Genomic DNA, 22,171 nt, shown 5'->3' on the forward strand with positions numbered 1-22,171 from the left:
ATTACGGCCTGGTGGCGGACCTGTTTGAAGCGATTCCAGAAATGGCCGCCCTGGCCTGATCACCGACCAACAGGAGCGATAAACATGAGCAGTACCGATTTTTCAGCCTGGATTGGACGTCGTCAGGAAAGCCAGGACCGGATCAGTTTCAACCTGGTGAAACGCATTGCCGCGACGTTGAGCGAAGTGGCACCGCAGCCTGGCGAACCGCTTCCGCCCTTGTGGCACTGGGCGTTTTTTCAGGAACCGGTGACCGCCGACGAACTGGGCCCGGACGGTCATCCGGCGCTCGGGGGCTTCCTGCCCCCCGCCCACAACCGCAATCGCATGTGGGCGGGTAGTCGACTGGAGTTTTACCAGCCGTTGAAGGTGGAGGCTGACGTGACCTGTGTATCCACCATTCTCAAGGTCGAAGAGAAGCACGGCCGCACGGGTTCCCTGTTGTTCGTCACGGTGCGCCATGAGTATTTCCAGAACGGCCAGCGCGCGCTTCAAGATGAGCAAGACATCGTCTATCGGGCACCCACTCCACCCAAACTGAGCGGCACCGAAGCACTTCCTGAAGGTCAATGGCGGGCAACGGTCGAGCCCTCGGCGACCCTGCTGTTTCGCTACTCCGCCGTCACCTTCAACGGCCACCGGATTCACTATGACTGGCCATACGTTACAGAGACCGAGGGTTACCCGGGATTGGTGGTGCATGGTCCTTTGATCGCCACGCTGAATCTGCGTGCCTTTACCAAAGCGCACCCGAACGTGCGCTTGAAGCGTTTCACCTTCCGTGGCGTCCGGCCTTTGATTTCGCCTCACCCTTTCGAGGTCGGCGGGCGTCTGATCGACAGTGGCAAGGCACAGCTCTGGGCAGGTAATCAGGACGGTACAGCGCAGATCGGCGAAGTCGAGTTCAGCGCCGGAGAAACAGCATGAATACATCCATTGTTCGCTCCGCCCTGTTTGTCCCGGCCACTCGTCCGGAGCGCATACCCAAAGCCATCGCTACCGGCGCGGACCGGGTCATCGTCGATCTGGAAGATGCCGTACAGGAAAACCTCAAGGAACAGGCCAGGGATAACCTGCAGCGCTTCTTGAGTGACAACCCGGACGCCCCGATTCTGGTGCGAGTGAATGCCCCGGATCACTGGGCCCACGTGGCAGATCTGGAGCTTTGTCGACGACACGCCGCCGTGATCGGAGTTTTGCTGCCCAAAGCAGAAAGCGCGGAGCACGTCCTCACGGCTGCCAATACCCAAAAGCCGATCTGGCCCATCATCGAAAGCGCCAAGGGCCTGGCCGAACTCCAAGCGATTGCCCAGGCCCAGGGTGTTGAACGCTTGTCGTTCGGAAGCCTTGATCTGGGCCTGGACCTGAACTTGACCACCGGCAGCCATGCCGCCGAAGAGATCCTGAGCCACGCTCGATACGCAGTACTGCTCGCGACTCGGGTGGCCGGCCTCGCTCCGGCGCTGGATGGCGTGTTTCCTTCCATACAGGACACCGTCGGCCTGCACAGCACCGTTCAGTTTGCCCGCGACATGGGGTTTGGTGGCGCGTTATGTATCCATCCGAGCCAAGTGGCGATTATCCATCAAGCGCTAAAACCCGGTCTGGAGGAACTGCACTGGGCGCAACGCATCATGGACGCCGCCAGTTCGGGTGAAGGTGTATTCGTGCTCGATGGGCAAATGGTCGATGCGCCTGTCATAGGCCGTGCACAGGCCATCCTGGCGCGCGCGACCTGACTCGACGGCAGCACTCTTGCGTCGTGCGCGAATTCTGTAACGCACGGACCGTCTGCCTGGACCGTCCCTGACAACCGGCAAATCACCAAGCTCCGCGAGACCTTTCGCCGAGCCAAAGATGGGCGAGTCCGAAAAAGACTCGCCTGACCCTTATGAGGAGCTTTTGATGCGTGCCTTCCCTACAATCCTGGGCGTTACTCTGACTGCGGCCTTAAGCAGTACTCCCCTTATGGCTGCCGAGCTCACCGGCACGCTCAAGAAAATCAGGACCTCGGGAACCATCACCCTGGGTCACCGAGACTCGTCCATTCCCTTCTCTTATATTGCCGACGGATCCGGTCAGCCGGTGGGCTACTCCCATGACATTCAATTGAAGATTGTCGAGGCTATCAAGCAAGAACTCGGTATGCCCGGGTTGAAGGTGCGATACAACCTGGTGACTTCTCAGACGCGTATCCCGCTGGTGCAAAACGGCACTGTGGACCTGGAATGTGGCTCCACAACCAATACCGCCGAGAGGGCCCGCCAGGTCGACTTCTCGATCGGTATCTTTGAAGCCAGCACCCGCTTGTTGGTCAGAAGGGACTCGGTTTACAAAGACTTCCAGGACCTCGGCGGCAAAAACGTAGTGACTACTGCTGGCAGCACTGCCGAGCGGATGCTCAAGGTCATGAATGCCGAGAAAAAGATGAACATGAACGTCATCTCTGCCAAAGACATTGGTGAGTCTTACCAAATGCTCGAGTCCGGTCGCGCCATTGCGTTCATGCAGGACGACGCGTTGCTGGCGGGCGAGATGGCCAAGGCAAAGAAACCGGAAGATTGGGTGGTGACCGGCACCCCGCAATCCAACGAAATCTATGGTTGCACAATGCGTCGGGGTGATCCGGATCTCAAAAAAGTCGTAGATGACTCGATCAAGTCACTTTTCGTCTCGGGCGAAATCAACGCCATCTACGATAAATGGTTTACTCAGCCCATCCCTCCCAAAGGCTTGAATCTCAAATTCCCCATGAGCGCAGAGCTCAAAACAATCATCGCCCACCCCAACGACCAACCGGTGCCGGAAAAGGCGCTTTAACGGTCGTCCCCTTCTGCTCGAGCGACCAGGACACAGCGAGGCAGTCTTCTCGCGCCATGACCTTGGTATCAGCTGAAGATTCCACCAAGAGCCAGAGTTTTTGTAGGGGTAAAAACGCCTAAAAACAAAAAGGGGTCGCGAGATAAAATCTCGCAACCCCTTGAATTATATGGTCGGGACGGAGTGATTCGAACACTCGACCCCTAGCACCCCATGCTAGTGCGCTACCGGACTGCGCTACGCCCCGACTAGGCGTGAAACCTGTTCCTCACCTCGAGGAACGCTCAAGAATATATCGCAAGCTTTTGAAAACTGGAAGTATTTAAAAGCGAGAATTTATTTCTTGAGTACCACCAGAACATCTTCGAGCTCGGCGATCATCTGGCGGATCATTTGCTTGTATTGGGTGGTGTCGTCTTTGGCCTCATCACCGGACAAGCGCAGACGCGCCCCGCCGATGGTGAACCCCTGATCGTAAAGAAGCGCGCGGATCTGCCGGATCATCAGCACGTCCTGGCGCTGATAATACCGGCGGTTTCCGCGGCGTTTGACAGGGTTGAGTTGAGGAAACTCCTGCTCCCAGTAGCGCAGCACGTGTGGTTTTACCGCACACAGCTCGCTGACTTCACCAATGGTGAAGTAGCGTTTGCCCGGGATGACGGGGAGCTCGTCGTTATGACTTGGTTCCAGCATAAGCCTCAACTCGGGCCTTCAACTTCTGCCCTGGACGAAAGGTGACCACACGGCGAGCCGTGATCGGGATTTCTTCCCCCGTTTTCGGATTGCGGCCAGGCCGCTGGCGTTTGTCCCGAAGGTCGAAATTGCCGAAACCGGACAATTTGACTTGTTCGTTGTCTTCAAGAGCGTGCCTGATTTCTTCAAAAAACAGTTCGACCAATTCCTTGGCCTCCCGTTTATTCAGGCCCAGCTCTTCATACAGACGTTCCGCCATCTCAGCTTTCGTCAGAGCCCCCATACGTCACTTCCTTAACGTGGCGTTCAACCTTTGTTCGAGCGAGGTGAGGATGTTTTGCGTTGCGGTATTCACCTCATCGTCATTAAGAGTGCGCGATGGATGCTGCCAGGTCAAGCCGACTGCGAGGCTTTTTCTATCAGGATCAATGCCTTTACCCTGATACACGTCAAATAGCCTGAGGTCTGTCAGCCATTCGCCTGCATTTTCACGGATTACGTCCAGTACAGCCGTGGCTGCAACATCTTTATGCGCAATCAGTGCAAGGTCACGACGCACCTCAGGAAAGCGCGATAACTCGTGGAATTCAGGCATTTTGCCCGACGCCACTTCCGCCAGAACCAACTCGAAGACGAAGACCGGACGGTCGAGACCGAGGGTTTTCGACAATTCGGGGTGGATCGCGCCAATGAAGCCGACCAGACGACCGTCACGCTCGATGCGCGCGGTTTGACCCGGGTGCAGCGCTGGGTGCTTGCCCGGCAGGAAAGTGAATGCATCCAGGGCACCGGCGAAGCCCAGCACCGCTTCCACGTCAGCCTTGACGTCGAAGAAGTCGACGGTATCGCGACCCTGCGCCCAGCCTTCCGGCAGGCGACTGCCGCAAACAACACCCGCCAACATCGGCTCTTGCTTCAATCCTTCAAGCTGACCAACGAAACGCAGGCCGCTTTCGAACAGACGCACGCGATCCTGCTGACGGTTCAGGTTGTGTTGAAGCGCCTTGACCAGACCCGGCCACAGTGACGAGCGCATGGCGGCCATGTCATTGGAAATCGGATTGGCCAGCAGCAACGGCTCTACACCCGGATTAAACAGTTCGAACTGTTTCGGATCGATGAAGCTGTAGGTAATAGCTTCCTGATACCCACGGGCAACCAGCAGGCGGCGCAGTTCAGGCAGGTCGCTACGGGCTTCCGCCTTGGCTTGCGGCGCCAGACGCGCTTGCGGATAACGAACCGGCAGACGGTTGTAGCCGTACAGCCGTGCCAGTTCTTCGATCAGGTCGACTTCCAGGCTGATATCGAAGCGATGGCTTGGCACTTCTACACGCCACTGCCCTGCCCCGTCGGCAGTAATGGCCAGGCCCAGGGCATTGAGCAGGCGCTCCACTTCAGCCGAATCCATTTCCATACCCAGCATCTGGGTAATGCGCTGGGCACGCAGGGTGACCGGAGCAATTTTCGGCAGGTGCTGTTCGCTGACGGTCTCGATGATCGGACCCGCTTCACCACCGGTGATGTCCAGCAGCAGGCCAGTCGCGCGCTCCATGGCCTCGCGGGCAAGTTGCCAGTCCACGCCACGCTCATAGCGATGGGATGCATCGGTGTGCAGGCCATAGGAACGGGCCTTGCCTGCTACGGCGATCTGGTCGAAGAAAGCGCTTTCCAGGAACACATCACGCGTGGTCGCGGACACACCGCTGTGCTCGCCACCCATGACGCCGGCGATGGCCAGTGCGCGGGAGTGGTCGGCAATCACCAGCGTATCGCTACGCAGGCTGACTTCCTGACCGTCGAGCAGCACCAGCTTCTCGCCGTCTTCGGCCATGCGCACACGGATGCCGCCGTTGATTTCGGCGAGATCGAAGGCGTGCAGTGGCTGACCCAGCTCCAGCATCACGTAGTTGGTGATGTCGACGGCAGCATCGATGCTGCGCACATCTGCACGACGCAGACGCTCAACCATCCACAGCGGCGTAGGCCTGGACAGGTCGACGTTACGGATCACACGACCCAGATAACGCGGGCACGCGGCCGGCGCCAACACGTCTACCGAACGCACTTCGTCGTGGGCGGCAGGAACCGAAGCCACCACCGGACGGACCACTGGAGCGGCGTACAAAGCACCCACTTCACGAGCCAGGCCGGCCAGGGACAGGCAGTCGCCACGGTTCGGGGTCAGATCGACCTCGATGCTGGCGTCTTCCAGGTCCAGATAAACGCGGAAATCCTGACCTACCGGCGCATCGGCCGGCAGCTCCATCAAGCCGTCATTACCTTCACCGACCTGCAGCTCGGATTGCGAGCACAGCATGCCGTTGGATTCAACGCCACGCAGCTTGGCCTTTTTAATCTTGAAGTCGCCTGGCAGCTCGGCGCCGATCATGGCGAAAGGAATCTTCAGGCCCGGGCGCACGTTTGGCGCACCGCAAACCACCTGGAAGGTTTCCGAACCGTTGCTGACCTGGCACACGCGCAGTTTGTCGGCATCCGGGTGCTGCTCGGTGCTCAGCACCTCGCCAACGACCACGCCACTGAAAACACCGGCGGCCGGCGTAACGCTATCGACCTCAAGACCGGCCATCGACAGACGAGCAACCAGCTCGTCGCGACTTACCTGCGGGCTAACCCAGCCACGCAGCCATTGTTCACTGAATTTCATCCTGCTCTCCTAAGAATTCGTTACGACTAGCGAAATTGCGCGAGGAACCGCAAGTCGTTGTCGAAGAACAGACGCAAGTCGTTCACGCCGTAACGCAGCATGGCCAGACGCTCTACGCCCATGCCGAAGGCAAAGCCCGAGAACTCTTCCGGGTCGATCCCGGACATGCGCAGCACGTTCGGGTGAACCATGCCGCAGCCCATCACTTCCAGCCAGCCGGTCTGCTTGCAGACGCGGCAGCCTTTACCGCTGCACATCACGCATTCCATGTCGACTTCAGCGGATGGCTCGGTGAACGGGAAGTAAGAAGGACGGAAACGCACCGCCAGTTCCTTTTCGAAGAACACCCGCAGGAACTCTTCGATGGTGCCTTTGAGGTCGGCGAAATTGATGTCGCGATCGATCAGCAGGCCTTCGACCTGGTGGAACATCGGCGAGTGGGTGATATCGGAGTCGCTGCGGTATACACGGCCTGGGCAGACGATGCGGATCGGCGGCTGTTTCGACTCCATGGTGCGGACCTGTACCGGCGAGGTATGGGTGCGCAACAGCATGTTCGCATTGAAATAGAAGGTGTCATGCATCGACCGGGCCGGGTGGTGGCCTGGGATGTTGAGCGCTTCGAAGTTGTGATAGTCGTCTTCGACCTCAGGGCCTTCGGCGATGCCGTAGCCAATACGGGTGAAGAACTGTTCGACGCGTTCCAGAGTGCGGGTAACCGGATGCAGACCACCGGAGGTCTGACCACGGCCAGGCAGGGTCACGTCAATGGACTCGGCGGAGAGTTTGGCAGCCAGATCGGCTTCTTCAAACAATGCCTTGCGCGCATTAAGGACCTCTGTGACACGCTCCTTGGCAACGTTGATCAGCGCACCGACCTGCGGGCGCTCTTCTGCCGGCAAATTCCCCAGGGTCTTCATCACCTGAGTCAATTCACCCTTCTTGCCAAGGTAGTGAACCCGGATTTGCTCCAGGGCATTGATATCTTCAGCGCTTTGCACAGCCTCTAGAGCTTGAGAGACGAGCGCATCCAGGTTTTCCATGTACAGACTCCAGATACAAAATAGGGGAAGAGCTTGAAGGCTCTTCCCCTATTTATGACGTTTAACACCTGACCCCACAGATGCGAGGCCGGGTGACTGTCGGGGGTACTTAAGCCAAGGTGGCTTTAGCTTTCTCGACAATCGCAGCAAACGCCGCTTTTTCGTTCACTGCCAGATCAGCCAGAACCTTACGGTCGATCTCGATGGACGCTTTTTTCAGGCCGGCGATGAAACGGCTGTAGGACAGACCGTTGATACGAGCACCAGCGTTGATACGGGCGATCCACAGAGCGCGGAACTGACGTTTTTTCTGACGACGGTCACGGTAGGCGTATTGGCCTGCCTTGATTACCGCTTGCTTGGCAACACGGAATACGCGGGAGCGTGCGCCGTAGTAGCCTTTAGCAAGTTTCAGAATTTTTTTGTGACGCTTACGGGCAATGACGCCACGCTTTACACGAGCCATGAGTTACTTCCTCTATTCTTGACTAAAATTAACGAAGGCGCAGCATGCGCTCGACTTTTGCCACGTCAGACGGATGCAGCAAGCTGCTACCGCGCAGTTGACGCTTACGCTTGGTCGACATTTTGGTCAGGATGTGGCTCTTGAAAGCGTGCTTGTGCTTGATACCGTTAGCAGTTTTCAGAAACCGCTTAGCAGCACCACTTTTGGTCTTCATTTTTGGCATGTTCGGATACTCCGCATTCAGTTGATAAACATAATCAGAAGGCCTGCCGTGCCCTGTTGATTACTTCTTCTTTTTCGGGGCGATGACCATGATCAGCTGGCGTCCTTCCATCTTAGGATGCTGTTCGACCGAACCGTACTCGAGCAAGTCACCTTCAACTCGCTTGAGGAGTTCCATCCCCAGCTCCTGGTGGGCCATCTCACGGCCGCGGAATCGCAAGGATACCTTGGCCCTGTCCCCGTCACTCAGGAAACGTACCAGGTTGCGCAGTTTTACCTGGTAATCCCCTTCCTCCGTCCCTGGACGAAACTTGATTTCTTTAACCTGAATCTGCTTCTGGTTTTTCTTGGCCGCAGCAATCTGCTTCTTCTTTTCGAAGATCGATTTGCCGTAGTCCATCAGTTTGCAAACAGGTGGTACTGCATCGGCGGAAATCTCCACCAGATCCAGCTTGGCCTCTTCAGCCTTAAGAAGCGCGTCTTCGATTGACACAATCCCGAGCTGTTCACCTTCAGCCCCAATTAACCGAACCTCGCGTGCCGAGATATTCTCGTTGATCGGGGCTTTCGGTGCAGTTCGTTTATCTTGTCTCATTTCACGCTTAATAATAATTACTCCGAATCTTGGCGACCACGCCGGGAAACCGCTTGGGCGAGGAACTCAGCGAACTGGGCGACGGGCATCGAGCCCAGGTCAGCACCTTCACGAGTACGCACAGCGACAGTCTGCATCTCGACTTCCCGATCTCCGATAACCAAGAGATAAGGAACCTTGAGCAAAGTATGCTCGCGGATTTTAAAGCCGATCTTTTCATTTCTCAAGTCAGACTTGGCACGAAACCCGCTTTCGTTGAGAGTTTTTTCCACTTCGGCGGCAAAATCAGCCTGTTTATCAGTGATATTCATCACCACTGCCTGGGTCGGAGCCAGCCACGCGGGGAACGCACCCTCGTAGTGCTCGATCAGTATTCCGACGAAACGTTCGAAGGACCCCAGGATCGCCCGGTGCAACATGACCGGGTGCTTGCGGCTGTTGTCTTCGGAGACGTATTCGGCTCCCAGACGCACAGGCAAGTTAAAATCGAGCTGCAGGGTACCACATTGCCAGACGCGACCGAGGCAATCTTTCAGCGAGAACTCGATCTTCGGACCGTAGAACGCACCCTCGCCCGGCTGCAGATCGTACGGCAGGCCCGCGCTATCAAGGGCTGCGGCCAGTGCAGCTTCGGCGCGATCCCAAAGCTCGTCGGAACCAACGCGTTTTTCCGGACGAGTGGACAGCTTCATCTCGACATCTTTAAAGCCGAAATCGGCGTAGACGTCCATGGTCAGCTTGATGAACGCGGCGGACTCGGCCTGCATCTGCTCTTCGGTGCAGAAGATGTGTGCGTCGTCCTGAGTGAACGCGCGCACACGCATGATGCCGTGCAGGGCACCCGATGGCTCGTTACGGTGGCACGCACCGAACTCGGCCAGGCGCATCGGCAACTCGCGGTAGCTTTTCAGGCCCTGGTTGAACACCTGCACGTGGCAAGGGCAGTTCATTGGCTTGATCGCGTAGTCGCGGTTTTCCGACTGGGTGGTGAACATGTTGTCGGCGTAGTTGGCCCAGTGCCCGGATTTCTCCCACAGGCTGCGGTCAACGACTTGCGGCGTCTTGATTTCCAGGTAGCCGTTGTCGCGCTGAACCTTGCGCATGTACTGCTCGAGCACCTGGTACAAAGTCCAGCCGTTCGGGTGCCAGAACACCATGCCCGGCGACTCTTCCTGGGTGTGGAACAGGCCCAGGCGCTTGCCGATCTTGCGGTGGTCGCGCTTTTCGGCTTCTTCAATGCGCTGGATGTAAGCCGCCAGTTGCTTCTTGTCCGCCCATGCGGTGCCGTAGACGCGCTGCAATTGCTCGTTCTTGGCATCGCCGCGCCAGTAGGCGCCGGACAGCTTGGTCAGCTTGAAGGATTTCAGGAAGCGGGTGTTCGGCACGTGCGGACCGCGGCACATGTCGACGTATTCTTCATGGTAGTACAGGCCCATGGCCTGCTCGTTCGGCATGTCTTCGACCAGGCGCAACTTGTAGTCTTCGCCACGGGCCTTGAACACTTCGATCACTTCGGCGCGCGGAGTGACTTTCTTGATCACGTCGTAATCTTTCTCGATCAGCTGCTGCATGCGCTGCTCGATGGCCGCCAGGTCGTCCGGAGTGAAAGGACGCTCGAAGGCGATGTCGTAATAGAAACCTTCGTCGATGACCGGACCGATGACCATCCTGGCGGTCGGGTACAACTGCTTGACCGCGTGGCCAACCAGGTGGGCGCAAGAGTGGCGAATGATCTCCAGCCCCTCTTCATCCTTTGGCGTGATGATTTGCAGCGACGCGTCGCTGTCGATGATGTCGCTGGCGTCGACCAGCTTGCCATCGACCTTGCCCGCAACGGTGGCCTTGGCCAGGCCTGCACCGATGGATGCGGCGACCTCGGCTACGGAAACCGGGTGATCGAATGAACGTTGACTGCCGTCGGGAAGAGTAATAGTTGGCATGGCGCCTCCTCTCCTAGTGGTGACCCCTACCAAAGGTCACGTGGGTTGGGATGAGCCAGTACAAGATCCGGTCCAGGCCATTCAATGACGAACGCCTGCCTTACAGCGGCAGGAGCCTTGCGGCCAACCGGAAAACCGAACCAGAGTGACTGGGATTCAAATCAGGGTTAATCGTGCATCTGCCGCCACCGGGACTGAAGGTCCGTCGGAGCCTGCAAACGCCCGAGCGAGGCATGCTAGCACAGATGAACGGTTGTCGACTTGCACGCATTCAGGCCGTGAAGATTTCCTCACTTTTCAGGCGCAAAGTGAACTTGAGATATACGAGCTGCCTCAAACTGACTGAGAATCGCCACAGATATCGACCCCAAGGAGTTCCTGTCATGCGCCTTACCCGTCTTTTTGCCATTGCCGCCCCGCTTGCCCTGCTGCTGCCACTGAGCGCCCACGCCGCCTGGCCAGCGGGCCTGAAAGCCAAATACATGACAGATTGCTCGGCGGCGGCCAGCAAAAGCATCAACCCGTCCGCAGCACAGAAGCACTGCGCGTGCGGCGCCGACGTCCTGGAGAAGAAATTCACCACGCAAGAGATCACGCAACTGATGGATCCGAAAACACCGCCATCAAACGAATTGGCGCAGCGCGCACTGACCGAAATCTCGGTGTGCAAAGCCAAGAAATAACGCGCCCAGGTAGAGATTTTGAAGGTTTCGAAGGCCAAAAACAGCCCAAAAACCGCTGAATCACATAATTTATGCAGCTTTTATGGCTTTTTTTAATCGCCCATTTTCAGGCGCAAAGCCGCTTAAACCGGGGCTTTCAGCCATTTCGCGCAACGAAAAGTGTGCGATAGCAGAGCAAACAGCTCGCCCGGGGGGCTCCCAAAGCGAACATTTCGACTATGATACCCGGGTGTGCCCAGTTGGCCTGAGCAGCACAGTACTACTGAAAATATATGTTTCTTGGAGATACACCATGTCTAATCGCCAAACCGGCACCGTTAAATGGTTCAACGATGAAAAAGGCTTCGGCTTCATCACTCCTCAAGGTGGCGGTGACGACCTGTTCGTACACTTCAAAGCTATCGAAAGCGACGGTTTCAAAAGCCTGAAAGAAGGCCAGACTGTTTCCTTCGTGGCTGAGAAAGGCCAAAAGGGTATGCAAGCTGCTCAAGTTCGCCCAGAGTAATTTCCAGGCGCACTAAAAAAACCCCGTCCATGTGACGGGGTTTTTTATGGCCGGAACAAAAGCCGGGCAATCAGCCGCAGTTGACGCGGGTCACTACCCGGCTGGCATCGGTGTTCAGGTTCAGGCGATCGGAACGGTACTCCAGCGTCACCATATCGGTTGGTAGCAGGAACCGTGCACTTTGCGCCCCTGCGCGGGTACGCGCCTGCTCAAGCAGTTGCGGCGATGCCTGTTTGCCGATGGTGAACTCGGCAGCCTTTGCCTCACAGCGACTGTGACCCGTGTCAGTCGTCGCAACATCCGTTGTTGCCGACTCCGTAGAGGGAGTGCTGCAACCGGCCAGCGTGGCAACGGCCAGCAAAGTACCCAATGACGCGAGCTTCCAAGGCATGAAGCCTCCTTATTTCAATGATTGAGCTGAGATCGTGCGACAACCAGACTGACGTTTGGTTTCACAGGGAGCACTGGCACGCGGCCCATGATCCGGACGAGCCGCGATTTTGCCTGAGCGCCGCCCTGCCCTTAATCATTGAATCGTGACTGAATATGAACGACGCTCAATAGACGTCGATGTAGTCGTAAGGCGGATTGGGCCAGTTCTCTTTCAAGGCATTGAAGATTTGCATGACCCAGACTTCATCGCTGGCAGCGACTCGCCCGACATAACCGGAGCCCTTGGCCCAGGTTTCGAGCCGGAACAACAGCCCGTCGATATCGGTACCGCCCACGACGCCCGAGGAGATGTAGGCAATGCCGCCTTTGGTGACCCGCAACTGGGTATGCTCATCGTCACTGGCGCCGGCCAGCAACTGACGCACTGCCTCGAGGGTCAGGCCATCCGGGGAGTTCAAATCGATCTGCACTGCGCGTTCCTTGAATATTCGTCAGAGACCAAGTGTCGCACAGCCCTCCTTTCATGCCTAAGTCGACGTGTCAAAAGCCCCGCAAAATGGTTAACTCGGCACTCGGACCTCCCCGACCTCACGAGTGCCATCATGACCACCGTAAGCATCGACGCTGACATCAAGGCCAAGTGGCAAGACGGCCACAGCTCCTACAGCCCAGGCAGCACGGAAGAGCTTGCCATTATCGGTATCGACCTTCTGGTCAGGGACCTTGGAACCGAGGCCGCCCAATCGTTCATCGAGCAGATTTTCGAGAAACACCTATCGGACCAAAAGAGCGAAGCGGTTAGCGGGCGGGAGTGAAACACCTACGGGAGATGATGCTTACTTCAGGCGAGCCAGGCGCTCGGTCAGCAGATCGAAGAAGTCCTGGGCATCGCCGCTTTCGACCCAGAAGGCATTCTTCGGCGCTTTCAAGCCGTCATACCAGTCGACGATGGTCTGTCCAAAGGTCGGTCCTTCACGACTGTCGACCACCAGGTTGACCGCACGACCGCTGAACAATTGCGGCTTGAGCAGATAAGCGACAACCGTGGCGTCATGCACCGGGCCGCCTGGAATGCCGTAGTGTTCCATGTCGCCCTTGATGTACTCATTGAGAATGTCGCTCACCAATCGGCTGGCGTTGTTATTCAGAGCGGCAATCTGTTGCAGACGCGCTTCGCTGGTAAGGATTTTGTGGGTCACATCCAGCGGCAGGTAGGTCAGCTTCACGCCGCTCTTGAGCACCACTTCGGCCGCTTGCGGGTCGGCGAACAGGTTGAACTCGGCCACCGGCGTGATATTGCCGCCGTTGAAGTGCGCACCGCCCATGACCACCACTTCCTTGATGCCTTGAACGATACCCGGCTCCTGGATCAGCGCCAGGGCCAGGTTGGTCTGCGGGCCAAGCATGGCGATGGTAATGCTGTGGGGCTCGGCAGATTTCAGGGTATCGATCAGATAGGTGATGGCGCTGCCCTTGGCCAGACCCTTCCTGGGCTCATGCACGGCAATGCCCGACAACCCTTCCTTGCCATGAATGTCCTCGGCGTAGACGGGTGTGCGCATCAGGGGCCTGGGCGCCCCCGCATAAACCGGAACCTCTTCGCGCCCCGCCCACTCCCGGGCCAGTCGCGCATTGCGCGAAGTCTTGTCCAGGCGAACGTTGCCGGCAACGGTGGTCAATGCCCGGACATTCAATTCTTCCGGCGACGCCAGGGCGAACAACAGGGCAACAACATCGTCAGCCCCTGGATCGGTGTCGATGATCAGGTCGATCTTTGGTGCTGCCTGGGCGTTGGTTGAGGTCATCTGGGACAAAAGCAGCAGACTCCGGAACAGTGGGTGCAGTTTCTGAGCATAGCGATACGGGGCGCACGCCTTGTGCCAGGAACATCAAAACGCGGACAGCCCGTCAAAAGGTAACGCCGGCGACCAGTACAATGTTGCAGTACGGCTGGCATTCGCCTGTACGAACAATCGCTCTGGCTTGTCGGCTCAGGACCTTGAATTGTTCATGGGTGAGCACCTCGCGCCGACCCAACGCGCCTTCGTCGCTCAGCTCTTCCAGCGCGACCAGGGCCGACGGCTTTTTATCGAAGATTTCCTGAGCCAGCACATGGCTTTCGACCTGCATCTCACTGAGCACGACCTTCAAGGTGCTGACAAAATCCGGTATGCCATGGGTCAAGGCCAGGTCGATCAATTCAACACCTGGAGGAACCGGCAACCCCGCATCCCCGATGACGACCAAGTCGCCATGTCCCAATGAAGCGATCAGTCGCGACAGCGCAATGTTGAGCAGGGGTGTCTTTTTCATGGGGTTTTGAACGCCTGAACATCGCTCAAGGCGGGTATCGAAGGTTGCGCGCCGGCACGGGTGACCGACAGCGCCGCGGCCACCTGTCCGAAGCGGATCGCCTGCGCCTCATCCTTACCCGCAGCCAAGGCCGCAGCGAAACCGCCGACGAACGTATCGCCGGCCGCCGTGGTATCGACAGCCTTTACCACGGGCGCGGGAAAATGCTCGAAGCGCTGGCCATCGGCAAACAGCGAACCCTGCGCACCGAGGGTGATGATCACCTTGCCGGCGCCCAGTGCAATCAGGCGGGTCGCCGCGGCTCGCGCGGTGTCCAGGGAGTCCACCGACAGACCGCTCAGGGCCGACGCCTCGCTCTCGTTGGGAATCAGATAATCGATGGACGCGTACCAGTCCGATGGCAGCGGGCGGCTGACCGGTGCCGGGTTGAGGATGACCGTCTTGCCCAGCTCGCGACCGCGCTTGAGCGCATGGCCAACAGAAGCATCGGGCACTTCCAGCTGACAGATGAGCACTTCCGCCGCGCGTATCACCGAATCAAAACGGTCAATGGCTTCAGCGGTCAACGCCCCGTTGGCGCCGGGGACGATCACGATGGTGTTCTGACTGCTGTCGTCGACCACAATCAGCGCCACGCCACTGGAACCGTCAATGGTGCTGACCGCCTGGCAATCGATCTGCTCGGCCAACAACGCCCCGCGCAACGCCTCACCATAAGCGTCATTGCCCACGCAGCCGATCATCGATACCCGGGCTCCCAGGCGCGCCGCAGCCACGGCCTGATTGGCGCCCTTGCCGCCGCAGACGGTGGTAAACGACTGACCGATCAGCGTTTCGCCGCCCTTGGGCAAGCGTGGTGCCCGGGTCACCAGGTCCATGTTCAAACTGCCTATTACCACTACTTTTGCTGACATACATTGCTACTCATCGAGTCTGTTTCGGCGGCGCTGTTGATTCAGCGGCTTTCTGCTTTCAACGGCTTTTTGTTTCAACGGCTCTCTGTTTTCAACGGCACTGGGCAAACACGCCGGCCGGCGGCGCCGTCGACTCACGCACGACGATGCTCGGCGTCACGATCCGCTGATCGGTCACCAGTCCCGGTGTGGCGATTCGCCGTAAAAGCACTTCGGCGGCCATTTCGCCGAGTTGCAGGATCGATTGCCCGACCGTGGTCAGCGAAGGGTAGACATAGCGACTCATCTGGATATCGTCGAAGCCGATCACCGACAACTCGCTCGGTACGCGAATATTGCGCTCGGCGGCGGCCCGTAGCACGCCGATGCCGATCATGTCGTTGGCGGCAAAAATGGCGCTGGGCGGATTGCTTTCCAGCAGAATCGCGGCAGCGCTATAACCGCCGGTGCTGGTGAAATCGCTTTCCAGCATGCGCCCGGGAGAGACTTCGACGCCCGCCTCCTTCAAGGCCCGGCGATAACCCGCCAGACGCATCTGCGCCACACTGGTGTTTTTCGGCCCGCTGATGGTGGCGATATCCCGGTGCCCCAATTCCAGCAGATGCCGGGTCGCCAGATACGCGCCGTATTCATGGTCGATGCGCACCAGGTCCGCATCGACACCGTCCAGTCCGCGGTCGACGATCACCATGGGTGTGCGAACGCCTTTCAGGCCTTGTACCAAGCCACTGTCGCCACCGGCCGAGGCGACAATCAGGCCGTCGATGCGCTTTTCCAGCAGCACGCGCAGGTAGCTGCGCTGCTTGTCCGGATTGTCGTCGGAGTTGCACAGGATGACGCAGTAACCGTTTCGCTCGCAGTAATCCTCGATCCCCCGGGCCAGTTCGGCGAAATACGGGTTGAGGCTGTTGGGGACCAACAGGCCGATGGTCGCCGTGGTCTTGGCCTTGAGCGAGCGGGCCACGGCGCTGGGGACGTAGTCGAGGGTCTGGATTGCCGCCTCGACCTTGATCCGGACTTCTTCACTGACCGGGCGGGTCTTGTTCACCACATGGGAAACCGTGGTGTAGGAAATGCCGGCAAGGGCTGCCACATCTTTGATGGTCGCCATGACTCAGGTCCGCCGGCTTGCGCGTTGACTGCGATAAGTATCCAGCACCACCGCCACCACGATCACCGCGCCGGTAATGATGCGCTTGGTCGGCTCGGTTGCCCCGATCTGCGCCAGCCCCGCGGCGAGCACGGAAATGATCAGGACGCCAAAAAACGTGCTGATCACCGAACCGCGCCCGCCCATCAGGCTGGTCCCGCCGATCACGACCGCTGCGATCACCTGCAACTCAAGACCGGAGCCGGCATTCGGGTCGGCAGCTTCCAGGCGAGAAATCTGGAACAACGCGGCAATGCCGGCCAGCAACCCCATCAGGCTGAAGACCAGGATTTTGTATGGCTTCGGATTGATCCCCGCCAGCCGCACGGCCTCTTCGTTGGTGCCGATGCCGATCAGATAACGACCGAACACCGTGCGGGTCAACACGGCCTGGGCGACGAAAATGATCAACAACGCGATGATGAACGACGGCGAAATGCCGAAGGCGATCGGGTTGGACAACCAGGCAAACGCATCGCCGATGTAGGCCGTACGTGAACCGGTCATCTGGTACGCCAACCCGCGCGCCATTTCCAGCACGCCCAGGGACACGATGAACGACGGAATCCGCCATGCCACCGTGATCGAGCCGGTGACCGTACCGGCGAGCGCCGCGACGGCCATGCCCAGCAGCGCCGCCGGCAGCACGCCCCAGCCCCAGCCAAGAATCGCCACGCTCACGGTCGAGGCCGCCAGCGCCAGCACCGAGCCAACCGACAGGTCGATACCACCGATAATCAACACAAAGGTCATGCCGACCGCCAGCACCATCAGGTCCGGAATCTGGTTGGCCAGGGTGCTGAACGTATCGTAGGACAGGAAGTGACTGCTCAGAACCGAGAACAGCACGATCATCGCCATCAAGGCACCCGCCAGACCCAGATAGGTGCCCAGGCCGTAGAAGTTGCCACTGCGTTTGCCGGCGTAAGAAGCGGTATTCATGGAAGATCCCCAAGCGCGGCTTCAAAGAGCGGCGCATCACGTTTTTGGTAGCCGGCGAAAGCAGCGGCGAGCAACTCATCCTGGGTCCAGCTGTCGCGATCGAATGTATCGATCAGGCTTCCTGCCGACAGCACGCCGATCCGGTCGCAGATCAGCATCAGCTCGCGCAAGTCGCTGGAGACCACCACCAGCGCCTTGCCCTGGCGGGTCAATTCGCCGAGCAGGTTGTAGATATCGAACTTGGCACCGACGTCGATGCCGCGGGTCGGTTCGTCGAACAGCAGCACTGAGCAATCGCGCTCCAGCCAACGACCGATGACGACTTTCTGCTGGTTGCCGCCGGACAACTCGGACACCAACTGTGCCGGACCGGAGCTGCGAATGCGCATGGCGTCGATCTGACGCTGGGCCAGGGCGTTTTCGCCATCGTTGTCGACAAAGCCCGCGCTGGAGATGCCGGGCATGTTGCCCAAGGCGATATTGGCGCCAATCGACTGCGTCAACAAAAGGCCTTCGCCCTTGCGATCTTCAGTGATCAACGCGATGCCATGTCCGACCGCATCCACCGGCGAGCGCACATTGATGACCTGCGCCGGCGCCCCCAGGGCAATCGTGCCGCTGTCGGCGATATCGGCACCGAAAATCAGACGCAGCAACTCGGTGCGCCCCGCGCCGATCAAACCGGAAATGCCGAAAATCTCTCCGGCACGCACTTCGAACGACACGTCGCGAACCTTGTCGGCACGGGTCAGGCCCTTGACCGTCAACACCGGAGCGCCGATCTTGCGCGTCCCCATATCGATGTGTTCGCCGAGCTCGCGGCCGACCATCAGGGTGACCAGTTGCTCGCTGCTGTAGTTGGCCATCGGCTCGACGCAGACCAGGTTGCCATCGCGCAACACGGCAATGCGCTGCGCGACTCGCGCCAGCTCTTCGAGACGATGGGAGATGTAGATGATCGATACCCCGCGCGCCTGCAGGCGGGTGATCTGCTCGAACAGCATTTCGACTTCGCGAGCGGTGAGCATCGCGGTCGGCTCATCGAGAATCAACACATGACAATGGCCAATCAGGTTGCGGGCGATCTCCACCATTTGCTGGTGGCCGATGCCCAGTTCGCCGACCAGGGTGTCCGGGTCAATGGCGTCGAGCCCGACATGAGCCATGGCCTCGATGGCGGCCTTGCGCAACTGCTTGCGACTGATCCACCCACCTTTGCCGGGCAGGTTATCGAGAAACAGGTTTTCCGCCACCGACAGGGTCGGCAGCAGATTGAGCTCCTGCATGACCATGCGGATACCCAGCGCCTCTGCCTGAGCCCGGCTGCCCGGACGATAGTCCTGCCCCTGAAACTGCATCTGGCCGGTGGTCGGCGTGACCAGTCCGCCAATAATCTTCGAAAGCGTGCTTTTGCCTGCACCGTTCTCGCCGGTCAACGCCAGCACTTCCCCGCGCATGAGCGTCAGGTCGATGCCGGCCAGGACCGGTTGGGCGTAGGTCTTGCCGATACCGCTGACCGAAAGGACAGCGTCCGGAGCGCAAACTGACATAAAAACTCTCCATGCGCTCGTCCGGCTGGACGAGCGCCGTTACGTCGCCGGAAGGTTACCTGGTGACCAACTCTACCGGCGTTTCGATCACGCCATTGGCGCCGTCGTCGACCTTCTCGCCCTTGAGAATCTTCAATGCAGTCTCGATGCCGAACACCGCCTGCCTGGCCGCAAACTGGTCCGCGGTGGCCAGCACGCGACCATCCTTGAGCATTGGCTGGATGGCATTGATGTTGTCGTAGCCGACCACTTGCACCTTGCCGGCCTTGCCCGCGGCGCGCACGGCAGATACCGCACCGACCGCCATGCTGTCGTTGCCGGCCAACAGGGCCTTGGTTTGCGGGTATTCGCTGAGAATCGACGCGGCGACCTTGTTGCCCTTGTCGATCTCCCAGTCACCGGATTGCAGGGACACGACATTGATCTGCGCCGCCTCCATTGCATCCTTGAAACCCGCGGTCCGCTGCTGGGCATTGGTGGTGGTGGACACACCTTCGATGATGCCGACTTCGTCACCGGCCTTCAGCTGTTTGGCCAGGTAATCCCCCACCAGCCGTGCGCCCTTGCGATTGTCCGGGCCTACGAACGGAACATTGATGTTTTTGCTTTTGACGACGGCAGGGTCCAACTGGTTGTCGATGTTGATCACGGTGATACCGGCATCGATGGCTTTCTTGATCACCGGGACCATGGCCTTGGAGTCAGCCGGTGCAATCACCAGTGCATTGACCTTGGCCAGGATCATCTGCTCGACGATGCGTGTCTGGCCTGTGGTGTCGGTTTCATCCTTGATGCCGTTGGAGATGAGGTCGAATTCGCCGGAGTGATCTTTCTGGTAGGCCTTGGCGCCGTCTTCCATGGTCAGGAAGAACTCGTTGGCCAGGGATTTCATGACCAGTGCGACTTTCGGTTTTTCTGCGGTTTCAGCAAAGGCCGAAGAGACAGGCAGTGCAGCGGATGCGGCAGCCAGCATAGCGACAGCGAGAAGACGTCCAGCGAATGGCAGCTTCATGGGTTCACTCCGATCTTATGATTATTGTGAGCAACGCTTGCGCTGGCGCAAGCTTCACGGCCCGCCGCGATGAAAAGCCATCACTGGAGCCGCGCAAACGTTTGCGTGAACCAAACTATGCGAACCCTGCCGGTATTTGTCAACGACCTGAAATGCGCTTTCACAGATGTACGGCAAAAAAGCGGCATTCAACTCATGCCGTGGTGTTGACCACCGATCCCGTGCCGGAACCCTTGGCCAGCTCCTTGACCAGGCTCGCGCTCACTTGCAGGATGGCCCCGCTGGTGTCGGCAACCTGCCCCTGAATGGCTGCTACTGCCGTGGTCTTGGCTTGCGGGGTTGGATAGGACGCCGCCTGGGCTTGCGCCAGTTGCTGCTGTTGCTCGCGCAATTGCTGCTGCAACTCCTTCAGACGCTTGAGCAAGACCTTCACCGCCACGCTGGTGTTATCGCTGGTTTGCGATTCGGCCTGTGCGCCGGCGCTCTCACCCAGACCTACCGGGCCCGTCCTGACCTGGTTGCCGTCGCTTTTCTTTGCTCCCGGCGCTTGAGTAGCCGCATCGGCTGTTGCGTCGCTCAAGGCACGAAGGGTGGTGGCCGACTTGCCACCGATGGTGATGTTAGCGGCATTGGGAATGCCAACAGATAACGACATGTGAACTCCTGAAGAAAAAGATCCCTTGAAGGAGCATCGACCGGCGCGGGCGTTTCTTTAGTCGCTATCGATGATTTGACCCGTTGAAATCTTAAACAAGACCGCGATCCGTTTCGGAGAGCCGAACGCGAAAGTTAAAAGTGTTCGGCATTCCGGACGCCCCGACCCCGAAACCGTTCCGGACATAAATAGCAATACCGTTACAAATCATTAACTTAGGCGTGTTTTTTCGATTCAGAGTATTACTGGTACAGATCCTGCTCTTCCCCTCGCACCCCCCGGCATTCAGATTCGCCCGGGGCGTATCTAGATGAACCTGCATCTGCACCGTCTCACAACTAGAAGAGAAAAATAATGACATCTGCACTCAAGACCTTTGTTCCGGGCGCCTTGGCCCTGCTGCTTCTTCTGCCCACCGCCCTTCAGGCCAAAGAAGCCGAAACCCAACAGAAACTGGCCAACGTGGTGATCCTGGCCACCGGCGGCACCATTGCCGGCGCGGGGGCCAGCGCCGCCAACAGCGCAACCTATCAAGCGGCGAAAGTCGGCATTGAACAGTTGATCGCCGGCGTTCCTGAACTGAGCCAATTGGCTAACGTTCGCGGCGAACAGGTCATGCAAATCGCCTCCGAAAGCATCACCAACGAAAACCTGCTGCAACTGGGTCGCCGCGTAGCCGAGCTGGCCGACAGCAAAGACGTCGATGGCATCGTGATCACCCACGGCACCGACACCCTGGAAGAAACGGCCTACTTCCTCAACCTGGTGGAAAAAACCGAGAAGCCGATCATTGTCGTAGGCTCCATGCGCCCAGGCACCGCGATGTCCGCCGATGGCATGCTGAACCTGTACAACGCGGTGGCCGTGGCCAGCAGCAAAGACGCACGGGGCAAAGGCGTGCTGGTGACCATGAACGATGAAATCCAGTCGGGTCGCGACGTCAGCAAAATGATCAACATCAAGACCGAAGCGTTTAAAAGTGCCTGGGGTCCGCTGGGCATGGTGGTAGAAGGCAAATCCTACTGGTTCCGCTTGCCAGCCAAGCGCCACACCATGGATTCCGAATTCGACATCAAGACCATCAAGAGCCTGCCTGACGTCGAGATCGCCTATTCCTATGGCAACGTCAGCGATACCGCCTACAAGGCCCTGGCTCAATCGGGCGCCAAAGCCATCATCCACGCCGGCACCGGCAATGGCTCGGTATCCTCGCGAGTGGTCCCTGCCCTGCAAGCCCTGCGCAAGGACGGCGTGCAGATCATTCGCTCCTCCCATGTCAACGCCGGCGGCTTCGTATTGCGCAACGCCGAACAGCCTGACGATAAATACGACTGGGTCGTGGCCCACGACCTGAACCCGCAGAAGGCCCGGATCCTGGCGATGGTCGCGCTGACCAAGACCAACGACAGCAAAGAACTGCAACGGATGTTCTGGGAATACTGATTCGCCCTCGCCCGACCGATCCGGTCGGGCACCCTGTGCGCCATTCTCCAGTCCTGGCGATTGGCGCCACTCGATCTGACAAAAAAACTCCCTGCGCCTTACACCAAATAGAACAAACCGCTGTCAGAGGATTTTCTTGATTTTTAAGCAGTTGCGAAATTGCCCAC

Annotated in this window: 25 protein-coding genes and 1 tRNA gene; 7 read left to right on the forward strand and 19 right to left on the reverse strand. The window is 58.6% G+C overall.

All coding sequences use genetic code 11. The features are described 5' to 3' along the window. The first annotated feature begins 84 nt into the window (after positions 1-84). The 3 genes from PMI34_RS22410 to PMI34_RS22400 all read left to right on the forward strand — a co-directional run bounded on the left by PMI34_RS22410 (position 85) and on the right by PMI34_RS22400 (position 2,820). A complete protein-coding gene (locus PMI34_RS22410) occupies positions 85-927 on the forward strand; it encodes an FAS1-like dehydratase domain-containing protein (protein ID WP_008047232.1) in 843 nt (280 codons plus the stop codon). Then, the gene (locus tag PMI34_RS22405) at positions 924-1,739 is read left to right on the forward strand and encodes an HpcH/HpaI aldolase/citrate lyase family protein (protein ID WP_008047234.1); all 816 of its coding nucleotides are present in this window, start codon (positions 924-926) and stop codon (positions 1,737-1,739) included. The genes PMI34_RS22410 and PMI34_RS22405 overlap by 4 nt, the downstream gene beginning before the upstream one ends. Positions 1,740-1,905: 166 nt before the next feature. Beyond that, entirely contained in the window at positions 1,906-2,820 is a 915-nt protein-coding gene (locus PMI34_RS22400; RefSeq protein ID WP_008047236.1) for a transporter substrate-binding domain-containing protein, read from the forward strand. Positions 2,821-2,990: 170 nt separating this feature from the next. On the opposite strand, the gene PMI34_RS22395 is transcribed toward PMI34_RS22400, so the two are convergent. From PMI34_RS22395 to thrS, 9 genes are all read right to left on the reverse strand, one after another. Beyond that, positions 2,991-3,067: transfer RNA gene (locus PMI34_RS22395), tRNA-Pro, on the reverse strand. A gap of 89 nt (positions 3,068-3,156) precedes the next feature. After that, the gene (locus PMI34_RS22390; RefSeq protein WP_003179985.1) at positions 3,157-3,513 is read right to left on the reverse strand and encodes a MerR family transcriptional regulator; all 357 of its coding nucleotides are present in this window, start codon (positions 3,511-3,513) and stop codon (positions 3,157-3,159) included. After that, on the reverse strand, positions 3,494-3,796 hold the full coding sequence (gene ihfA / locus PMI34_RS22385) for an integration host factor subunit alpha (protein WP_002553164.1): 303 nt from the start codon (positions 3,794-3,796) through the stop codon (positions 3,494-3,496). The genes PMI34_RS22390 and ihfA overlap by 20 nt, the downstream gene beginning before the upstream one ends. Before the next feature lie 3 nt (positions 3,797-3,799). After that, entirely contained in the window at positions 3,800-6,178 is a 2,379-nt protein-coding gene (gene pheT / locus PMI34_RS22380; RefSeq protein ID WP_008047237.1) for a phenylalanine--tRNA ligase subunit beta, read from the reverse strand. A gap of 26 nt (positions 6,179-6,204) precedes the next feature. Then, the gene (pheS, locus tag PMI34_RS22375) at positions 6,205-7,221 is read right to left on the reverse strand and encodes a phenylalanine--tRNA ligase subunit alpha (protein ID WP_007975711.1); all 1,017 of its coding nucleotides are present in this window, start codon (positions 7,219-7,221) and stop codon (positions 6,205-6,207) included. A 109-nt stretch (positions 7,222-7,330) separates the two neighbouring features. Next, positions 7,331-7,687 carry a 50S ribosomal protein L20 gene (gene rplT, locus PMI34_RS22370; RefSeq protein ID WP_007905879.1) on the reverse strand — a complete coding sequence of 119 codons (357 nt, stop codon included), beginning with the start codon at positions 7,685-7,687 and terminating at the stop codon, positions 7,331-7,333. Between the two features lie 28 nt (positions 7,688-7,715). Further along, on the reverse strand, positions 7,716-7,910 hold the full coding sequence (gene rpmI / locus PMI34_RS22365) for a 50S ribosomal protein L35 (protein WP_002553160.1): 195 nt from the start codon (positions 7,908-7,910) through the stop codon (positions 7,716-7,718). 60 nt (positions 7,911-7,970) lie between these two features. After that, positions 7,971-8,522, reverse strand: a complete 552-nt coding sequence (infC, locus tag PMI34_RS0127075) for a translation initiation factor IF-3 (RefSeq protein ID WP_172435703.1) — start codon at positions 8,520-8,522, stop codon at positions 7,971-7,973. Continuing rightward, positions 8,522-10,444 carry a threonine--tRNA ligase gene (gene thrS / locus PMI34_RS22360; protein ID WP_008047238.1) on the reverse strand — a complete coding sequence of 641 codons (1,923 nt, stop codon included), beginning with the start codon at positions 10,442-10,444 and terminating at the stop codon, positions 8,522-8,524. The genes infC and thrS overlap by 1 nt, the downstream gene beginning before the upstream one ends. A 383-nt stretch (positions 10,445-10,827) precedes the next feature. Here thrS and PMI34_RS22355 point away from each other — a divergent pair, with 383 nt between their 5' ends. Both PMI34_RS22355 and PMI34_RS22350 read left to right on the forward strand, forming a co-directional pair. After that, positions 10,828-11,127: a hypothetical protein gene (locus PMI34_RS22355; protein ID WP_008047239.1), complete on the forward strand. Its 300-nt coding sequence runs from the start codon at positions 10,828-10,830 to the stop codon at positions 11,125-11,127. 292 nt (positions 11,128-11,419) lie between these two features. Continuing rightward, positions 11,420-11,632, forward strand: a complete 213-nt coding sequence (locus PMI34_RS22350; protein ID WP_003179963.1) for a cold-shock protein — start codon at positions 11,420-11,422, stop codon at positions 11,630-11,632. A gap of 70 nt (positions 11,633-11,702) precedes the next feature. Here the strand turns inward: PMI34_RS22350 and PMI34_RS22345 are convergent, their stop codons facing one another. Then, a complete protein-coding gene (locus PMI34_RS22345) occupies positions 11,703-12,023 on the reverse strand; it encodes an I78 family peptidase inhibitor (protein WP_008047240.1) in 321 nt (106 codons plus the stop codon). A 166-nt stretch (positions 12,024-12,189) separates the two neighbouring features. After that, positions 12,190-12,495: a hypothetical protein gene (locus PMI34_RS22340; RefSeq protein ID WP_007975706.1), complete on the reverse strand. Its 306-nt coding sequence runs from the start codon at positions 12,493-12,495 to the stop codon at positions 12,190-12,192. A gap of 132 nt (positions 12,496-12,627) precedes the next feature. Here PMI34_RS22340 and PMI34_RS22335 point away from each other — a divergent pair, with 132 nt between their 5' ends. Beyond that, entirely contained in the window at positions 12,628-12,840 is a 213-nt protein-coding gene (locus tag PMI34_RS22335) for a hypothetical protein (RefSeq protein ID WP_008047241.1), read from the forward strand. Between the two features lie 21 nt (positions 12,841-12,861). Here PMI34_RS22335 and PMI34_RS22330 read toward each other — a convergent pair whose 3' ends face one another. The 8 genes from PMI34_RS22330 to PMI34_RS22295 form a co-directional block, all read right to left on the reverse strand. Continuing rightward, complete coding sequence (locus PMI34_RS22330) at positions 12,862-13,830, reverse strand: nucleoside hydrolase (RefSeq protein ID WP_050562090.1); 969 nt, start codon at positions 13,828-13,830, stop codon at positions 12,862-12,864. A gap of 103 nt (positions 13,831-13,933) precedes the next feature. Further along, positions 13,934-14,338, reverse strand: coding sequence for a D-ribose pyranase (gene rbsD / locus PMI34_RS22325; RefSeq protein WP_008047243.1), 405 nt, complete (start codon positions 14,336-14,338; stop codon positions 13,934-13,936). Next, positions 14,335-15,252, reverse strand: a complete 918-nt coding sequence (gene rbsK / locus PMI34_RS22320) for a ribokinase (RefSeq protein WP_032829419.1) — start codon at positions 15,250-15,252, stop codon at positions 14,335-14,337. The genes rbsD and rbsK overlap by 4 nt, the downstream gene beginning before the upstream one ends. 91 nt (positions 15,253-15,343) lie before the next feature. Then, a complete protein-coding gene (locus PMI34_RS22315) occupies positions 15,344-16,363 on the reverse strand; it encodes a LacI family DNA-binding transcriptional regulator (RefSeq protein ID WP_008047245.1) in 1,020 nt (339 codons plus the stop codon). A gap of 3 nt (positions 16,364-16,366) precedes the next feature. Then, the gene (locus PMI34_RS22310) at positions 16,367-17,344 is read right to left on the reverse strand and encodes an ABC transporter permease (RefSeq protein ID WP_008047246.1); all 978 of its coding nucleotides are present in this window, start codon (positions 17,342-17,344) and stop codon (positions 16,367-16,369) included. Then, positions 17,341-18,894 (reverse strand): sugar ABC transporter ATP-binding protein, encoded by a 1,554-nt coding sequence (locus PMI34_RS22305; RefSeq protein WP_008047247.1) that lies wholly within the window; start codon positions 18,892-18,894, stop codon positions 17,341-17,343. The genes PMI34_RS22310 and PMI34_RS22305 overlap by 4 nt, the downstream gene beginning before the upstream one ends. 55 nt (positions 18,895-18,949) lie before the next feature. Beyond that, positions 18,950-19,906: a sugar ABC transporter substrate-binding protein gene (locus tag PMI34_RS22300; RefSeq protein ID WP_008047248.1), complete on the reverse strand. Its 957-nt coding sequence runs from the start codon at positions 19,904-19,906 to the stop codon at positions 18,950-18,952. 193 nt (positions 19,907-20,099) lie between these two features. Further along, positions 20,100-20,561, reverse strand: coding sequence for a hypothetical protein (locus tag PMI34_RS22295; RefSeq protein ID WP_008047249.1), 462 nt, complete (start codon positions 20,559-20,561; stop codon positions 20,100-20,102). Positions 20,562-20,915: 354 nt separating this feature from the next. Between PMI34_RS22295 and PMI34_RS22290 the strand changes: the two genes are divergently transcribed. Continuing rightward, positions 20,916-22,004, forward strand: a complete 1,089-nt coding sequence (locus PMI34_RS22290) for an asparaginase (protein ID WP_008047250.1) — start codon at positions 20,916-20,918, stop codon at positions 22,002-22,004. Positions 22,005-22,171: the final 167 nt, after the last annotated feature.

Origin of the sequence: Pseudomonas sp. GM74 (genome assembly GCF_000282455.1) — a bacterium.
Lineage (GTDB): Bacteria > Pseudomonadota > Gammaproteobacteria > Pseudomonadales > Pseudomonadaceae > Aquipseudomonas.

Coding starts and splice junctions, on each gene's coding strand:
- PMI34_RS22310 (WP_008047246.1), bottom strand. CDS start 17,344: ATGAATACCGCTTCTTACGCCGGCAAACGCAGTGGCAACTTCTACGGC.
- PMI34_RS22350 (WP_003179963.1), top strand. CDS start 11,420: ATGTCTAATCGCCAAACCGGCACCGTTAAATGGTTCAACGATGAAAAA.
- PMI34_RS22400 (WP_008047236.1), top strand. CDS start 1,906: ATGCGTGCCTTCCCTACAATCCTGGGCGTTACTCTGACTGCGGCCTTA.
- ihfA (WP_002553164.1), bottom strand. CDS start 3,796: ATGGGGGCTCTGACGAAAGCTGAGATGGCGGAACGTCTGTATGAAGAG.
- PMI34_RS22300 (WP_008047248.1), bottom strand. CDS start 19,906: ATGAAGCTGCCATTCGCTGGACGTCTTCTCGCTGTCGCTATGCTGGCT.
- thrS (WP_008047238.1), bottom strand. CDS start 10,444: ATGCCAACTATTACTCTTCCCGACGGCAGTCAACGTTCATTCGATCAC.
- PMI34_RS22390 (WP_003179985.1), bottom strand. CDS start 3,513: ATGCTGGAACCAAGTCATAACGACGAGCTCCCCGTCATCCCGGGCAAA.
- rbsD (WP_008047243.1), bottom strand. CDS start 14,338: ATGAAAAAGACACCCCTGCTCAACATTGCGCTGTCGCGACTGATCGCT.
- PMI34_RS22295 (WP_008047249.1), bottom strand. CDS start 20,561: ATGTCGTTATCTGTTGGCATTCCCAATGCCGCTAACATCACCATCGGT.
- rplT (WP_007905879.1), bottom strand. CDS start 7,687: ATGGCTCGTGTAAAGCGTGGCGTCATTGCCCGTAAGCGTCACAAAAAA.
- PMI34_RS22330 (WP_050562090.1), bottom strand. CDS start 13,830: ATGACCTCAACCAACGCCCAGGCAGCACCAAAGATCGACCTGATCATC.
- PMI34_RS22405 (WP_008047234.1), top strand. CDS start 924: ATGAATACATCCATTGTTCGCTCCGCCCTGTTTGTCCCGGCCACTCGT.
- PMI34_RS22335 (WP_008047241.1), top strand. CDS start 12,628: ATGACCACCGTAAGCATCGACGCTGACATCAAGGCCAAGTGGCAAGAC.
- PMI34_RS22345 (WP_008047240.1), bottom strand. CDS start 12,023: ATGCCTTGGAAGCTCGCGTCATTGGGTACTTTGCTGGCCGTTGCCACG.
- rpmI (WP_002553160.1), bottom strand. CDS start 7,910: ATGCCAAAAATGAAGACCAAAAGTGGTGCTGCTAAGCGGTTTCTGAAA.
- PMI34_RS22290 (WP_008047250.1), top strand. CDS start 20,916: ATGACATCTGCACTCAAGACCTTTGTTCCGGGCGCCTTGGCCCTGCTG.
- PMI34_RS22315 (WP_008047245.1), bottom strand. CDS start 16,363: ATGGCGACCATCAAAGATGTGGCAGCCCTTGCCGGCATTTCCTACACC.
- pheT (WP_008047237.1), bottom strand. CDS start 6,178: ATGAAATTCAGTGAACAATGGCTGCGTGGCTGGGTTAGCCCGCAGGTA.
- pheS (WP_007975711.1), bottom strand. CDS start 7,221: ATGGAAAACCTGGATGCGCTCGTCTCTCAAGCTCTAGAGGCTGTGCAA.
- PMI34_RS22410 (WP_008047232.1), top strand. CDS start 85: ATGAGCAGTACCGATTTTTCAGCCTGGATTGGACGTCGTCAGGAAAGC.
- rbsK (WP_032829419.1), bottom strand. CDS start 15,252: ATGTCAGCAAAAGTAGTGGTAATAGGCAGTTTGAACATGGACCTGGTG.
- PMI34_RS22305 (WP_008047247.1), bottom strand. CDS start 18,894: ATGTCAGTTTGCGCTCCGGACGCTGTCCTTTCGGTCAGCGGTATCGGC.
- PMI34_RS22355 (WP_008047239.1), top strand. CDS start 10,828: ATGCGCCTTACCCGTCTTTTTGCCATTGCCGCCCCGCTTGCCCTGCTG.